Annotated in this window: 10 protein-coding genes and 2 pseudogenes; 4 read left to right on the top strand and 8 right to left on the bottom strand. The window is 55.6% G+C overall.

From position 1 onward, the window contains the following. Nucleotides 1–21: 21 nt before the first annotated feature. From PR018_RS24915 to PR018_RS24905, 3 genes are all read right to left on the bottom strand, one after another. Nucleotides 22–1467: an ABC transporter permease gene (locus PR018_RS24915; protein WP_161991010.1), complete on the bottom strand. Its 1446-nt coding sequence runs from the start codon at nucleotides 1465–1467 to the stop codon at nucleotides 22–24. 254 nt (nucleotides 1468–1721) lie between these two features. Then, complete coding sequence (locus PR018_RS24910; protein WP_161991011.1) at nucleotides 1722–2723, bottom strand: ABC transporter ATP-binding protein; 1002 nt, start codon at nucleotides 2721–2723, stop codon at nucleotides 1722–1724. 58 nt (nucleotides 2724–2781) lie between these two features. Next, a complete protein-coding gene (locus PR018_RS24905; protein WP_161991012.1) occupies nucleotides 2782–3789 on the bottom strand; it encodes an extracellular solute-binding protein in 1008 nt (335 codons plus the stop codon). Here PR018_RS24905 and PR018_RS24900 point away from each other — a divergent pair. Then, nucleotides 3779–5056 (top strand): ROK family protein, encoded by a 1278-nt coding sequence (locus PR018_RS24900; RefSeq protein WP_161991013.1) that lies wholly within the window; start codon nucleotides 3779–3781, stop codon nucleotides 5054–5056. The genes PR018_RS24905 and PR018_RS24900 overlap by 11 nt on opposite strands. Nucleotides 5057–5392: 336 nt before the next feature. On the opposite strand, the pseudogene PR018_RS24895 reads toward PR018_RS24900, so the two are convergent. Then, nucleotides 5393–5764: pseudogene (locus tag PR018_RS24895) on the bottom strand (transposase); the annotation flags it as partial. A gap of 466 nt (nucleotides 5765–6230) precedes the next feature. Here PR018_RS24895 and PR018_RS24890 point away from each other — a divergent pair. Then, complete coding sequence (locus PR018_RS24890; RefSeq protein WP_142832020.1) at nucleotides 6231–7358, top strand: glycerophosphodiester phosphodiesterase family protein; 1128 nt, start codon at nucleotides 6231–6233, stop codon at nucleotides 7356–7358. A 34-nt stretch (nucleotides 7359–7392) separates the two neighbouring features. Next, a complete protein-coding gene (locus PR018_RS24885) occupies nucleotides 7393–10119 on the top strand; it encodes a pectinesterase family protein (RefSeq protein ID WP_143134258.1) in 2727 nt (908 codons plus the stop codon). A gap of 79 nt (nucleotides 10120–10198) precedes the next feature. Here PR018_RS24885 and PR018_RS24880 read toward each other — a convergent pair whose 3' ends face one another. Then, complete coding sequence (locus PR018_RS24880; protein ID WP_341799012.1) at nucleotides 10199–11239, bottom strand: ROK family transcriptional regulator; 1041 nt, start codon at nucleotides 11237–11239, stop codon at nucleotides 10199–10201. Nucleotides 11240–11461: 222 nt separating this feature from the next. On the opposite strand from PR018_RS24880, the pseudogene PR018_RS24875 reads away from it, so the two are divergent. Then, nucleotides 11462–11557 (top strand): annotated as a pseudogene (locus PR018_RS24875) (acyloxyacyl hydrolase); the annotation flags it as partial. A 627-nt stretch (nucleotides 11558–12184) separates the two neighbouring features. On the opposite strand, the gene repC reads toward PR018_RS24875, so the two are convergent. From repC to repA, 3 genes are all read right to left on the bottom strand, one after another. Further along, nucleotides 12185–13507: a plasmid replication protein RepC gene (gene repC / locus PR018_RS24870; RefSeq protein ID WP_142832023.1), complete on the bottom strand. Its 1323-nt coding sequence runs from the start codon at nucleotides 13505–13507 to the stop codon at nucleotides 12185–12187. Between the two features lie 202 nt (nucleotides 13508–13709). Then, nucleotides 13710–14714: a plasmid partitioning protein RepB gene (gene repB, locus PR018_RS24865; protein ID WP_142832025.1), complete on the bottom strand. Its 1005-nt coding sequence runs from the start codon at nucleotides 14712–14714 to the stop codon at nucleotides 13710–13712. Next, nucleotides 14711–15925, bottom strand: coding sequence for a plasmid partitioning protein RepA (gene repA, locus PR018_RS24860; RefSeq protein ID WP_142832027.1), 1215 nt, complete (start codon nucleotides 15923–15925; stop codon nucleotides 14711–14713). Before repA ends, repB begins: the two co-directional genes overlap by 4 nt.

Raw genomic sequence — 15925 nt, 5'->3', positions numbered from 1 at the left:
CCTTGAAATCAGGCTTAAGGTTCAGGCTCGGCTCACGCGTTCCGAGCCAAGGCGGTCGGCTGCGAGGATGATAGTGAGGGAAAAGGTAAGGAGCAGGACCACGTAGACCATCGAGATGGCGATCTGGTCCGGTCCATCCGCGCGTGCCGCATTCTGGAGCGCCACGCCGAGCGGCGTGTTGTTGATATTATATAAAAACACGGAAAGCGTGTATTCCGACAACGATTCATTGAAGGACATGGCAGCGACAAGGGCGATGACCGGCGCGAGGAGCGGTGCCGTCAGGCGGGTGAAGCGATATAGGCCCGAAGCCCCAAGCGAACGGCCCGCGTCGTCTATGTTCGGATCGATCCCGGCCAGTGCCGCGCCGAGCATGCGAACCATCATCGGAATGATGACGATCACATAGCCAATCGGCAGGAGCCAGTAGCTACCGACAAGAGATCCGCCAAAAATCAGCATGGACGGCTTGCTGTATGCCGCGATCAGCCCCATAGCCAGGATCATTCCCGGCAGAACCCAGGGAATAAAAAGTGAGAACTCCAGACCGTCGCTCACAATGCCTTTTGAGGATCGGATCCGAACGGCCGCGAAGACGCTGATCGCCAGAGCCGCACCAACAGCCATGAAGGACAAAACGAGGCTGTTGCCCAGAGGACCGAAAGCGCGCGGATCAGAAAATACAGTTACATAATGCTGGAGCGTGAAGCTCGATGGAAATGGGTCTTTTAGGATGCTCTCCGTTGGGGCGAAGGAAAATGCGACGGTGATCAGAATGGGGGCCATGTAAATCACGAACAAAAGATAGGCGATGGCATGGACCGCGACGTTCACGTAACCATTGCGAATTTCAGTCTTTCGCAAGGGCGACTGGGTTTTTGACGTTGATATCTTGCCGCCGCGCCGTTCCACACGCTTCATCCAGAGGAAGATCACTAGCGAAATCGCGCCCAGGAGCAGGGACAAGAGGGCAGCCATGTCCGTACGGCCGAGACTGACCAAAGACTGGATCATCGAACTAATCATGTAGAAGTCGCGTCCGCCCAGCATGGCGGGAGCGGCAAAGGAATTGAGCGAGCCCAGTAGGACGAGCAGGCTGGTTGCGAGCAGAACCGGCGCAAGCATCGGCAGGACGATTTTGACGAAGGCGCGAGCGGGCGAAACTCCGAGACTTTGAGCCGCCTCCACAGTGGAGAAGTCGATGCGTCGCAAGGCGGCACGCACGAACAGAATATGATAGCCTGTCATAGTGAAGGTGTGGACGAAGATGACCGCGAAGGCACCGGTGAACCAGTTCGGGTTGATATTCGGGAAAATCGTCAGCAGGACCTTCGTGATGAAGCCATGCGACGAGTAGACGAAGTTGTATCCGGACACAGCCGCGACGCTTGAGAAGACCAGCGGCGTCGAGAATGCCACGAGCAGAAATGGGGCTAGTCTCACCTTGAAGAACTCGAGCACCGCCACCTGGAAGATGCCGACGATGTTGACGGTGATGACTGTCACGACCGTGACCAGGACGGTGCTCCAGATGCTGCGTGTCACGCGGGCAGACCCGGCGAGACGCTCGACCGCATCCGACGAGAACTGTCCGCCGGGAAAGAAAGCCTCAACTAGGACGTAGATCACTGGGTAGAAGAGAAACGTAACGACCATCCATGCGATGGCTAACAGACCAATCGCGTCGGCAATTTTCCCGACGGAGGCTTTTGACGCGATTATCACGACGCCCTCCGGGCAGGACGCAGCAGTGCGTTTTGCTGGAAGGAGACCGCGTGCTGACTACCGACCGGGAGCCTTTCCTCCGTGCCAGACATGACAAGGTCGAAATGACCATCGGCAGCCTGCATTCGGTAGCGTACAAGAGCACCAAGGAACACCGAGTTTGCGACGGTTGCAATGATGCGATAATTGTTGGGGTTTTCACTGCCGATCGACATATCCTCAGGCCGGACGAAAGCGGGGGCATCGCCGCCGTCTGCACGGATTTCGGCCAGCATCGCTGGTGTCATACGATTGGCTTCGCCGATGAAATGGCAGACAAACTCAGTCTCCGGCTTATTGTAGATAGCTTCCGGCGAGCCTATCTGTTCGACGCTACCACTGTTGAGGACTGCGATACGGTCCGAAAGCGAAAGGGCCTCTTCCTGGTCGTGTGTCACATAGATCGTGGTAAAGCCTATATGCTGCTGCAGGCGCTTGATCTCGTCGCGCATTGAGACTCGCAGCTTGACATCAAGATTGGACAAAGGCTCGTCCATCAACAAAATCTTCGGCCCCATGACCAATGATCGGGAAATGGCGACACGCTGCTGCTGGCCACCAGACAATTCCGCAGGCCGCTCTTTCGCGAGCTCGGAAATCCCGGTGCGTTCCAGCATGTGGGCGACCTTGCCAGCCACATCAGCCTTGGAAGCGCCGCTTGCCCGCAGACCGAATGCAACGTTCTCGGCTATGGTGAGATGGGGAAACAGGGCATAGTTTTGAAAAACTATTCCGACCCCGCGCCTCTCGGCTTCAATCCGGGAGATATCACTGTCGCCGAGCATGATGCGACCTTTCGTAATCGGTACGAAGCCGGCGAGGCATCGCAGGATGGTGGATTTACCGCAGCCGGAAGGCCCAAGAAGGGTGAAGAACTCCCCCTCTTTGATCGAGAGATTTAAGTTCGGGACGACCAGCTTGCCGTCATACGCGATATCGACTTGTTCAAAGCGGATCATCATAGGTCTCCAACGGAAGGCCGCAGAGCGGAACGTCCACCCAACCGCCACCCGAGCCTCAGGGCATGATGTTTAGTTGAATGTTTTCCAACCAGCCGTTGAGCTTGCCAGCCGCAACCGCCCAGTTGATGGGCTGCGGATGGAACTGTGAAACTCCGGCACGGATCGCTTCGGGCGAGTTTGCCAGAGCTTCCGGATGGGCCGGGGCCTGATTGAACCTGGCGCCATACTCCGCCATGAACTTCGGCGATCCAAACCATTCGACGAATTTTTTGGCCTGCTTCAGATCGTCGGTGCCCTTGATTATGCCAATGGACTCAGCAACCATCGGCGTCCCGCCTTCCGTATCAACGAAGGTCACAGAAACATTGTTTTTCGCGGCATTGTTGACGACGCCACCGAACCACGACAGTACGATTGGGATTTGACCGCTGGCGACCGCCTGCCAGTAGTCCGCTCCTTCGGGAAGAACGCGCGAGTTCGAATAGATCCGCCTGAGAAGGTCCCAGCCTTCACTTGAGACTTCGCCCGTTTTCGGGTCGGCGAAGCGCCACAGAAGTCCGGCAAGGATCATCCGCGTGGTCTGGCCAGTTATCGCCCCGACTGTGAATTTGTCCTTGTATTCCGGTTTGCCAAGATCCAACCAGGATTTCGGAGCCTCCATTCCTGCAAGACCATCGGTCTTGTAAGCAAGAACAATTGGCGTCTGCCAGAACATATGGAAACTGCCGTCGGCGTCCTTGAAGTCAGGGCCGAGCGCAGCAGCCCATGTCGGGACGAACTTTTCGAACATGCCCTGCGTTTTAAGATTGTACATCGAAGGCTGCACAAGGCCAAGCACGATATCTGCCTGCGGGTTACTTTTCTCGGCTATGAGTCGGTCAAAAAGCTCGCCGCCGCCGCCGCCTAGGAACCGGATGTCCAGACCGGCTTCCTTGGCCTTCTGGGAGATGAACGTGCCGCGCTCATCGCCCCCCTGTGGGGAGTAGATCGTAAGAGATTTGGCATTCAAAGCAAATGGAATGGCTGTGAGTATGAGAGCAGCAACCACAGACTTGATCGACATTAATATGCTCCGTGTTGAATTGATGACCATCCCAGTAGCGTTAGTTCGCGACGGTTATATTACATTGCGTAATTTAATAGAAAGATTAGTTTTCTGCAAAGCGGAGACGGATATGAATCTCTCACTCAACGAGCGGCAAGTGCTCGAATTAGTTTTCCTTGGAACCGTGGCATCTCGCGTCGAGATGGCCTATACACTCAGTCTTACAGGCGCCTCGATAACTCGTATCGTTTCGCGCCTTATGGACGAAGGGATCGTGGAGGAAAAAGCTGAAAAGACGGGGCAACAGGGACAGCCGCGCCGCATTCTGTCCATCGTTGCTGGCCAACGCCTTAGCGCAGGAGTGAACTTCTCGCGAAAACAGGTTCAGGTCGCGCTCATTGATCTTGCGGGCCACGTCATCGGAGTTGAGAATTCCCCAATCGCAGAACCCGAGGCAAAGCAAATAGTCTCCGCGACAAAACGCGGGCTGGCAAAACTCTTGGACCAGAATGCACTGACCCGAGCCGATCTTGTCGGCTTCGGCGTTTCTGTTCCCGGAAATTTTGGACGAAACTCACGAGATTTCCGTGCACACGAACTTTTCCCTCAAATTGAAGGGTTAAGCTTTGGCGACGATCTCGCGGCTCTTTTCGAAGCGCCAGTGTTCTTCGAAAACGACGGTGCCTGCGCGGTGCTTGGCGAATATATGTTCGGTGCAGGGCGCGGTATAAGTCACGTATTCCTGCTTCATGTCGGCCACGGTTTGGGCGGCGGCGGCATCGCCGAAGGCAGGCTCTTCAGAGGAGCGAATGGTAATGCCTGCCTGCCGGGCGCGATATACCCGGTAGGAAGTCCCCGCCCATCTGGCCAAGATCTACTCGATCACCTAGCCAGGAATGGTTTTTCGGATCTCGAACTAACCGACGATACTCTTGAAGACGCTGTGACAACCCCGCTGATTGATGATTGGATCACTCGCGCAGGTGAACAACTTGGCCGATCCGCCCAGATCATATCAGGCTTATTCGATCCAGCCGCGATCCTAGTTGGCGGTCGCCTGCCCACATGGATCAATGAGGCACTCGCTGGTCGCGCGGGAGAGTTCATCACCCAAAATCCCGGGCCGTCTCGTGGCCTTAAAACGATCGGTCTTATTGCAAGCAAACTCGGCCAATCCTCTGGCTCCGTGGGGGCCGCAAGCCTTCCGCTTTTCGCCAGATATTTTGCGGGAGCAGTCAACGACACGTTCAGTAACTATAAAAACGGCTGGCGAGTGAATCGGTAAGGACCGACGTTATCAGCCCGAATTGGCTGCCGCCTGCGTGTCTTAAAGAGCAGCATTATGCGGCCCCTTAACATCTGTGGACACCCCCATAAGTGCAAGAGAATTTTTCAGGCAGGTACTTTGCGCGTAGTCTGGTGCTGACATCTGTCCGGCCTCTGATGCGACCTTCAAGATGTCGCGCGGGCCCGCATGGCAGTTCGCAGATCGGTGCCAAATCATTGAAGCGTGCTTTGAGGCACTCCGTTCACGCCTCGTTTTCCAATCCCGTCTCTATCGACCGTGCGCCATACCGTCCTTTCGACCCTCCTACACCTTCGACGCCCCTTCGCGACCAGATTACTTGGCCGCGGCTGGAATCCCGTAGACTCCGCCTTTCGCCAACAGCGCCCAAACGATGCGGGCGAGCTTGTTGGCAAGGGCAACGATCACCAACATACGTGGCTTCCGCGCCAGCATACGTCTGAGCCACGAGCCCTCTGGCACACCACGATGAGCGGCTTGCCGGACCACGGAGCTAGCTTCGAGAATGAGCAGCCGTCGCAGTGTTCGCTCGCCCATTTTGGATGTCGCACCAAGCTTCTGCTTTCCGCCCGTTGCCCGTTAAAGTGGCGTCGGGCCAAGCCAGGCGGCAAAATCCTGTCCTCTCTTGGATGTCGATGCCGCGGGAGCCAAAGCTATCAATGCCGTCGCTGTTATCGGCCCCACACCACCCCATCATTAAAGGTGTAAATCGGCGAGGGGGTCATGATGCCGATACGCATGATAAACCCTCGTCATTTCTCGAATTGATAGAGTCATTTCTGGGCTCTGACTCATATTTGCTGCTGTTACGGACGACGCTTCTGCTGGTTCAATCGGAGGATCAGCTATGCAACAACGATTTAAGCGCGCGAAAATCTCGATAACGCGGAAATCCGCAGGCGGATCGCTGTTGGCGCAACGAAAGCCGCAGCCGCCCGTGATCTGTATGTTTCCAGAATGACTGTCTACCGAGCCGTGGAGGGGCAAGGCTCGCAGTCAAATGCTGTGTGATCACGGGTTCACCGTCTGTTCTTTGATTAGGCAAAAATCGGAGCTTCCGGCCGACTGACCCAATTAAATTAAGTTGCATTTACTTTAGACTCTTGCTTACCTGCGCCCTAGCAAGAGGAAATCTTGTGAAGGAGGAAGTCTGATGCGCATTATCGGTATATTGATCTCGATCACCGCTCTGACGGCGCCCATGGTCGCGCAGAGCCAAACCGTCCTGCCAGTGAAAATATCGCCCTATCTGGTTAGTTCGATTACAGGAGCGATGTTCGGCCCCCCTGATCCAGCATCGGATCTAGTTCTTCTCTCGGCGCATCGTGGACTCTGGGAAACCTATCCCGAAAATTCCGCGTACGCCCTTCAGGAGGCGTGGAACGCCGGAATAGAAAGCGTCGAGATCGATGTCAGATTTACCTCGGATAAAGAGGTTGTGCTTTCTCATGACTTCACGATCGAGCGTGAATCAACGGGAAGCGGCGCAATATACGATCAGACGTATACCCAGTTGAAGAATACGAACCTTCGCGATCGACACGGTAGAGTGTTCAAGGATCCGAGCGGAAAAAATGCCAAATTTCTGACCTTTTCCGACGCACTGGATCTCTTGGCCCAGTATATCAGCACTGACGGGTATGGTTATGTGATGATCGTGGACGTCAAAAGCCGTGCGACGGGTACAGGTTCGACCGACGCGATCGAATTGATCCAGCGGTGTCTCGATATTCTCTCCGCAAAGAACAACCCAAAACTATCGAAAGCGGTGGTGATCAAAACGAAGGCCAGAGACGCCGTCGATCTTGCTACCTTTTTGAATCGCACGACCTACGATCCCACGTCACTTGGAGGTCTCGTGCTGACGACAAATCCCGACGATGTAAACGTGAAAGACTCGAGCTACGACCCGCACCAAGACGTGGCGTACACTCAGTGGAACACAGCGCCATTTCCGGTTCAGTTTGAGATGAACCAATATTACCGGGGCGATGGCCTTCAGAAATATTTTGACTATGTTGATCAGAAGCAATCATTCTCCACGTACCATGAAAGCAACACCTTTCCAGAAGGCGTGCCTATTGGCTCAAGCAAATGCTGCCATCAGCACATAACGGACCCGAGGTCTTCGTCCGCTGATGGCATCATCCCGGATTACCGCGGTGATCCAGAGATGGCCATCATCAACCGTACGAACCTTATCACCACCGACTATCCCGATGTCGTGGGCGATATGTTGAAGCAGATCGGGCGTCGTAACACAAGCAAGCTCGGAAACTAGAAATCAACATAACTCGGATCAATAGGAAATTGTGATGAAGATGTGGAAATCATTAGTCGCACGGTGCTCGACGCTGGCCATTTTGATCGCTGTCTCGGCCCCTGCCCACGCCCAATCATGCACGGATCAAGCGGATTGCACAAAAAAGGCGACCGATAAGGTATCGCAAGCCCTTACCCCCAAGCTTGCGCCTGTATTCGGCGACTATCCAAAATTTTTTATCCATGACTCCCTTGCAAACGTCGATTATCCTGCGCCGAAGGATACGGAGACGTTCTATGATGCATCGACAGGGCGAACCGGTTTCAATTTTCCTGCGAACTCGTCACTCGAAACGACTACCCTTGCACAGGTTGATCCGAATACGGGCTTTACCGTGATGCTCGTCCAGAAAACCCGCGACAACACTGCGCCGACGGGTGGATCAACGCTGTCACTCCTGAGTTCATCCGGCAACGATGGCTATTTGTCGTTCATGCTAGGCGCCCAGCCCGCAGCTTCAGGTCAAAAGTGGGCCTTCGGGAAGAGCATGCTTCAGACCGGAAAGCCTACCACCGCATTTTGGCAGCAGTCCTGGGATATGGATTTGCTGGGACCCACCGGCACATTCTGGGGTGTTGAATGGGTTTATTACACGTTCACGCCAGACGGCAAAGTCCGTGTCGACCGGTTTGCCCCATACACATACTTCCTCGCCTTCACTGCCTATCAATGGGATCAGGCGCTTTTAGATTCGGGCTTCCCGCATGTCCCGTTCCCCACCGGAACGCCAACCGGAAGGCCCAACCCTTTGACGTTCGGTGGCGTGGGGCCGTGGGTCCTCGGAGCCGCAAGCGCACCAGGGCAGGGATCGCCGACGATTAACCCCATTAAGGCCCTGCCCGGTTACGAGACCGCGACGATCTTCTCCTCGCCGCTGTCGCCGCGTGAAGTCGTGGCATATCAGAACACGTTGAAGGGGAGCTATTTCCTCGATGTCGACATGCAGCCATGCAATTCCGGGAAATTTCTCGACAGCACGATAAAGACACCATGTGGCACAGCAAGTCCAGGAAATCCGCCTTCTGACGTCGCAACCGCGGCACGGACGGGGTTTACTGCCAACGTCGATCCGAACGGCGTCATTTTGCAGGGCGAAGATGGTAATGGAGGTAGTTTCTCGACCATCCAAGCTGCAATCAACGCACTTCCTGCCACAGGCGGAACGATCCGGATTCCACCGGGCGTCTACTCAGAAACGATCAATATTACGCAGCCGAACGTCAAGCTCATCGGAACGGGGACCGACGCGACCAAGGTCGTTATTACCGGTAATCATTCGGCGGGCGCGACCAATCAAGCGACTGGCCAACCTTACGGGACTTCCGGCAGTTATACCGTCGCGATTAATGGTGATGACGCCTATGTCAGCAATCTGACTATCCAGAACACCGCTGATTATGAAAGACCTGGATATCAAAATAATGCGCAGGCGGTAGCGCTTCTTTCGAATGGCGATCGGGCAGTTTATCGTGCCGTTCGGGTCCTTGGAGGCCAGGATACCCTGTACCTATCTGGCCTGAAAAGGGCCTATTTCAGCAACTGCTACGTCGAAGGATATGTCGACTACATTTTTGGGAATGGAAAGGCGGTTTTCGATGGTTGCACGTTGAAGACCAAGCTTCACGGCAGTCTTATCGGTGAAAATACCATTACCGCTCAAAAGCGTGAGACCGAAAGCGAAGATAGCGGGTTTGTTTTCAATAATACACGGTTTCTGTTTGACAGCCCATATATGACCAACGCTTGGCTGGGTCGCCCATGGGGTAGTCGTTCGACGGTCTACTTCCTCAACTCGACAATGGGGCCACAGATCACCGATGATGGGTGGATTGAGTTTGTACCGCCTATGAATGGGCAGCCGGGGACGAACAATCTGCCCACTTCTACCTATCGCGAATACAACACGAAATACGGTGATATGAATGGGCAGGGATCTTCGCCGTTCGATATTTCCCAACGTGAATCCGCGTCTCCCAAGAGCAACGTGCCCTTGACGGCGAGTGAGGTGGCGGCACTGGCACCGGGAATTTATCTCGCGGGAAGCGATGGATGGCAACCTACGCTGGTCAGCGACGGTTCGAAGCTCAACGAGCAGAACGTGCCGGTAGAAGTGCCCGGGATCGGTGCACCTAAGGCGCCGGTTATCACCGCCGACGTCGGCGGAAATGGAAACGTCCAGGTGACATGGGCTGGGCAGCCAGCACAGCCGGCAGAACAGGGCTATTCGGTGACAGCGCGTCAGCACGGCCGGGACTACGGTCCTTTCAACTTTCCGGCCTATGCCTACACGGCCTATGTCGAGGTGGCTCGCAATGACGAGCCGGTAACTGTTCAAGTCAGCGCGTTCAACGCTCAGGGGTCGAGCGCACCTTCGGACGCGGTTCATGTGACACCCACCAGCCATGACCCCAGCGTGCCAACAGATATCGTCATCAATCCGGCATCCAAGACGGCCGCTCTGAGCTTCACGGTGGACAACGAAGGTGTCCAGCCTGTCTTTGGCGGTGCAGTGCCGCATGCGGGAGCGTACACGGCGCTCTATGCCAGCGAACTCGACGCCTATCAGGGCAAGGCTATCGCCGGCACCAGCCACGGGTTCACGGCCAAGTCCTGGAATTTCACCAACCTCAGACCCAACACTACCTACTGGATGTCTCTCCGAGTCTATAACGGCTTCAACAGCCCGACTGTTATCAAGTCCTTCAAGACAAATCCGTAATAGAGTACCAACTGAGCGCCATGCCGCATGTAATTTATATATTGACTTCGATAACGTCATTGCATGCATGATTGGCGGATCATGCATGCAATAGATCGAATATAGGGACTGACGCTGCGCCGATCGCGCCGGCTTCTGCGCCGAGCGACGAAGCGCGAACGACTGGGGGGGACCCCGCGATCTGATTCTCCAGCGCTTCCAATGGCAGACCGGTAGCTTCTACGATCGCCGAAAGGATCGACGCTGGCAGCCGCCCTCCAACGATGATGAATTCCGGGTCGAGAACGTTGGCGACATGATGTAAATAAGGAGCGAGCTGGGTTCCAGCGCGCGTGGTCCATTCTGCGATTACCGCGGCTTCGTCCGATCCTGCTTCCTCGAGCGTGTCGAAATCCTTCGCCGAAAAGCCCGCCCTGCGTAAGGTCTCTAGCAAGTCCTGACCCGAGGGGCGAGGCTGATCGATCGGGAAAAAGGTGTACAGCGGACCGGCGTTTAGATGGGCCCCTCTATAGAGACGGTTGTCAAGGAACAGGCCGCCACCCACGCCGTGGCCAATATGAACCAGCATGAAATCGCTATGCCCACGGCCAACCCCCGCGAGCCGCTCGCCCATGATGCATGTCCGCCCATCATTCTCCACGAAAATACGTTCTTCGAACCGTGCCTGGAAGAATGACTGTGCGTCGAGCTTATCGAAGCCGGGAAAGTAAACGTGGGCCGCCAAGAGCGCTTTCCCAATCCAGAAATCACCAGGCATCGCGAAGCCGATCCCCAATAGGCTCATGTTCTTGACTGACGCTTCGGCTTTGATAGCAAGTAAGGCTGTTTGAGCGACTTTTGCGACAGTCTCGGGATCGGGCGATGTAAGGGGCAAGCGCTTCTGACCGATTGGACGCCCGGTCATGTCTATGATTGCGGCATCGAGGTACGTTTGTGAAAAACTGATGCCTCCCGAATACCCCGCAGCACCACGGATACTGATTGGGCGCGCTGGTTGACCACGTAGTCCTCTGCGGCTCGGACCTTCCTCCACTAGGCCAAAGCGATCGAGGCTGGCTACCATTTGGGTGACGGCAGGACGAGTCACGCCGGTTCGATCAGCTAATTCAGCCCGAGACATTGGTCCCGAGTCAAGGAGCAGCGATACGATCCGTCGATCTGATGGAGATAGTGTCGAAAAGGTGGGTAAAAATTGAGGCATGGCCAACCGTACCATCGCTGCATGCAAGGGCAAGTGCACGATTAAGTTCAATAGACTTATTGTTGTAAAGGTTTAGGTCTAGGCATGAGAAGCGGGAAAACACAGATTTAATCGAGGGGGGTATCTGTGATTAGGCTTGGGATGGCCCAGATCAATCACTCCTCGCACGGCAATCTCTGCGACGGCCCAAATCCTAGGATTACACGCGCCGGGTTGCTGGTCGGTTACAAGTTCTGATCTGAAGTGATCCACATCAAGTTGGCCCAGCCGTTGGCTTGTCTCGTGGGCAATCAAGCGTTCCTCTCGAGCCAAGTGTGGTTGGAGCATGGCTGGCCACGCCGGGTATCTTCGCCTCTGAGTAGACCTCATGGGTTTCCATCGGTGAGCCGTCACATCCAGAACGTGACGGGGAGCTAAACGCCACACTTGCCGAGCGAATGCGAATTTTTCCATAGTCTTTTTCTCTGGCGCCCCCTCTCGCCCCTCCCCTCCTCCGAATTCCGTGGCTTTCAGGATTTCCGCCACGAATGGCCACCAGAGCGCGTTAGGCTTGTGGACGACCCATTGCTTGTGCGAGGTGACGCTACGAGTCTGGCGGGGCCGCATTTCAACCATAAAACACGCTTGCAACAGGTCATTTTCTCACGCATTCATTATTTGTACAAAGCATCGGAATACTGTGCGAGAAAACCATGGCAAAACGGCACGCCGCCAATCCGCCGCCGGCCCCAAAACGTCTGATAGGCTACCTGGCGAAATGCATAACTACCGAAAGTAAATCTGCGGGGGCGTTCTCACACCCTGGTGATAGCTGGCCTGTCCGCCCTCGACCGAATCGGGGCTCTCCGTCACCCTAATGTCACCTCACCCTGTCCGCTGGCGTCTGCCGCCATTGGCCCTTGCGAGCGACATCAGCATCGGACCGATGGCGAACTCGCCGCGCTCCGTCCTGCGGGTGAGGTCGCGCAGATATCCGCCCGCCGACGTGATGCTGCCGGCTCGTTCCAACACGCAAGCCATGACCGTCGCCGCATTCTCGGGCCCCATGATGGCGCAGGCCTCCTCGTAGGCGCTGGGGCTGACCCCCAGCATCGAGCGGACGACGACGGCTGCCGCCATCAGGTCTCGCCAGCTGCCGATACTGCCGCCCGGGCCGTAGGACAGGATTTCCGGGCAGGCCTGCAACACAAGCCCGAGCGGAAACGCCTTCAGGCCCGGTTGATCTCCGCCGGCCACAGCCAGCCTTCGCGGTTTTACCGAACGGGCATCCGTCACGCTTTTGCGCTCGCTGCTCTCATCCGCTGCAGCGGTGTGTCCCATCGGCATATCCGACGCCTGTGGTTGGATTACCGATGTTTCGCCCTGCTTCTTGTCCGAAGCTGGTTCAAGATCAGATTTAGAGTCGGGATTTGAATTCTGTATGTGGCGCTCAGCTTGGGACTCATTGCCGTGCATATTTTGAACATTTATGCGAATTTCCAACAGGTTGAGGACTTCCTCGCGCAGCATCTCCATCTCCTCGACAATAGGCGTGATGTCATGGATGTCGGGAGAGCGCGGGATCCGAGCCACGAGATCGCGGAAATGGCCATGCACCATCGTCCAGTCACCCGGCACACCCTCTTCCAGAGCCGTCTCGATCAGCTTGGCAATGTCACGCCGGCAGAGCGACAGGCGCTCGCGCATCGCCCTGAACAGGGCGCGGTCGACGGTGACCTGCGCTGCCAATGCCTGGATCTCATCGGCACGAGCAATCAGCGGAGCGATATTGAAGCCATACGCCTGGTCGACCTCCCCCTCCCCGTCACGGCGCGCAAAGCGCTTGCCGTTCGGGCTATCCTTGCGAACCAGCAATCCGGCCTCGACCAGGGCAGCCAGATGGCGGCGCAGCGTTGCCGGCGCAATGCCGTGGGCGCGGATCGACAGCTGGGCGTTGGAGGGAAAGACCACGAGGCCGTGCTTTGCGCTGAGCTCATTGCCCGGATAGAAGCTCAGCAGCGCGTTCAGCACCGCCAGCGCCCTGTCGGACAGGCCGAGCAGCGGCTTTGCTTCGCAGAGCGCACGAAAGATCTTCCACTTGTCGACGGACTGTTCCGGCGCGATGTCGTTGGCCTTGTACTGGCTTGCCAGCATGCTAAGCGTCATCGGCCGCCGCCCAAAGGGCGTCGTCACACTTACACATTGCATTTTTCTTCACCTTTCTTGAGGCAAAAGAAATCCGCTCACCAAAACGATGCCAAAGACACTTGACTGGGATTCATGGAAATGCGATTCTCGATCTTGCTTAAGGAATTGAGAGAGGCTTCCACGACGGAAACGTTTAGGGGGCCTTTTTCTTTTGTAACGGTCTCTCCTTCTCGACCGGTTGATCTTATGGCAGCCACACCGTTCAGTGAATGGAGCTGTCCTGGTGATTGTACTCGCGCAGCAAATCCGGCATTCGCTGTGCTAGCCAGCGCGCGAAAGCGTGTTCCTCCTTAGGGATGGTCACGGTGGTTCCAGACGATGTGCGTTTCATGCGGCCAAACAGCCTATCGCCGACGGCAAAATCGCGCATCTCTTCCTGGCTTGCCTCGCTTAACTTTTCGGGCGCACCGCTGGCAGCGCGAATTGCAAGTGCGACACGTTCTGAACTGTGCGCCTGTTGAAAGGCGGTCGTTTCTATAAACCTGCGAACAGGCTCCACTTTGCTTGTATCTCTCAATAGGTCCGCAAAGGTCGTCCATTTCGGCCGTCCGACGCCCTTGGCTCTCCCGATCGCGAAAACGATGTCTTCCGGGATCACATCCGTGACACGAAAGAGGTGAGACACTGCTGCCTCTGAGAGACCAAGGATTGGGCATATCGCGCGATGGGACAGCCCGGCACTTTTCAGCTGGACGGCCCACATAGCTTGCTCAATCCAGGTAAGGTTTTCCCTGACACCATTTTCGAGGGACTGTTCCTCAACTAACTGGCGGTCCGTCAACTCGCGGACGTAGGCTTTGATCCTGATGCTCTCTGGCCGCTCAGTTTCCGCCATTATCGCCTTGATCGCTGCCCAACGACGGTAACCATATGCAAGCTGATAGTGATCGCTTTTGGTGGGATGCGGCCGGACTAGCACAGGGATCTTCTGCCCTTCAGTGACTATCGACATCTTGAGAGCGTCCAGCTCCTTTTCCACCTCTTCATCGCTGTCGAAACGATCCTTGTATGGAGAACGCTCCAATTTATTGGGATCGAGAGAGATGATGCTGTCTTCGCTCAGTTGGGTCAGTGCTCGGCCAACATTCGAAATCACGGGCGACGAATGGCGCCGCGACGGCAGGGACTTTTCTGACGTTTCGGCACTGGAGATGGAACCGCCGCGGCTCTCGGCGTCAGCCATTTTTTGAAGGATGCTCTTTTTCATGGGATACGTCCCCAAACCTTGTGGATCAGATCAAGAATCTCGAAGTTGACGCGATCGGCACTTTCGATGGCCCGTTTCAGTGCCTCTCGTCCAACTTCCCCGGCTTCCAGTTCGTAAAGGGTCTTCTTAGCAACCGCTGCCCCGGCGATGGCAGTAGACTCAAGCGCTTCCGAAACCAGCACGTCGTCGCCAAAAAGCCGGCGCATGACACCGGACATGTATTTTTGCGGACCATCGTTTGGATTTACACGTGTCAGCAAGAACCGAAAGAAATCATGTTCGAACTTCGCGCCGAACTGCGCGAGTACCTCAGAGAGGTCAGAGATCATGATGAGGAACTGGTTGCACGAGGCAACATCAAGCATTGCGGGATGAACCGTGATGATCAAAGATGTTGCCGCGTAGAGCGCTGCCAGCGTCGAGTATCCAAGCGACGGGGGTGTATCGATGATTACGATATCGTAGCGATCATCGACACGAGCCAGAGCATTGCTCAGGCGCTCGAAAAAGAGGCCGAGATCATCCCTGTTTTTCGAGGTCAGATAAGACGGAGTGTCAAACTCGAAATCCATCAGCTCGAGATTTCCGGGCACGAGATCAACGCCCGGGAAATAGGTCGGTCTGATAATATCCACTAGGGACCGGCGCTCATTGTCATATCTTATGGACGCATATGTAGTTTCGTTCTCGCCGAGATCGAATTCTGGCTGAATACCAAAGAGTGCTGTCATTGACGCCTGTGGATCAAGGTCAAGGCAAAGAACACGGTAACCTTGGAGGCCAAGAAAGTGGGCCAGGTGAATGGACGTCGTCGTCTTTGAACTGCCGCCTTTGAAATTGGCTGTGGCAATGACCTGCAGCTTTTCGCCCATGCGGCGATGAGGCAACAGTTCACCGGCATCGTCAGGGCGGAGTTTAGCGAGAAACGAACGCAGCTCCTTAACCTGGTTCACGGTATAGGTGCGGCGGTTGTTGTCCGCTCTTTCCGGCACGGGCCCCTTCCCTTCGATTGTCATTTGTCGAAGAGTGCTTTCAGGAACATTTAACAGCCGAACAAGATCAAGTGTGGAAAATGTCCGAGCGAATGTCTTCTGCGCCGAAGGCGGATAGACGGCTTCACGCATGTCGTTGAGTTCTGCAGAGAGCTTCGAAGTGTAAACTCCGATTTTCGATGCCGTATCTCTGACGTTCTGAGAAGCCGGTTGAAGCAT

It is taken from the genome of Rhizobium rhododendri, from assembly GCF_007000325.2.
In the GTDB taxonomy this organism is placed as follows: domain Bacteria; phylum Pseudomonadota; class Alphaproteobacteria; order Rhizobiales; family Rhizobiaceae; genus Rhizobium; species Rhizobium rhododendri.
This window is presented reverse-complemented; position numbering and strand designations above follow the sequence as displayed.

Bases quoted from the DNA above. Each gene is read 5' to 3' on its own strand.
- PR018_RS24885 (WP_143134258.1), top strand. From the start codon at position 7,393: ATGAAGATGTGGAAATCATTAGTCGCACGGTGCTCGACGCTGGCCATT.
- PR018_RS24905 (WP_161991012.1), bottom strand. From the start codon at position 3,789: ATGTCGATCAAGTCTGTGGTTGCTGCTCTCATACTCACAGCCATTCCA.
- PR018_RS24890 (WP_142832020.1), top strand. From the start codon at position 6,231: ATGCGCATTATCGGTATATTGATCTCGATCACCGCTCTGACGGCGCCC.
- PR018_RS24910 (WP_161991011.1), bottom strand. From the start codon at position 2,723: ATGATCCGCTTTGAACAAGTCGATATCGCGTATGACGGCAAGCTGGTC.
- repB (WP_142832025.1), bottom strand. From the start codon at position 14,714: ATGAAAAAGAGCATCCTTCAAAAAATGGCTGACGCCGAGAGCCGCGGC.
- repC (WP_142832023.1), bottom strand. From the start codon at position 13,507: ATGCAATGTGTAAGTGTGACGACGCCCTTTGGGCGGCGGCCGATGACG.
- PR018_RS24880 (WP_341799012.1), bottom strand. From the start codon at position 11,239: ATGTCTCGGGCTGAATTAGCTGATCGAACCGGCGTGACTCGTCCTGCC.
- repA (WP_142832027.1), bottom strand. From the start codon at position 15,925: ATGCTTCAACCGGCTTCTCAGAACGTCAGAGATACGGCATCGAAAATC.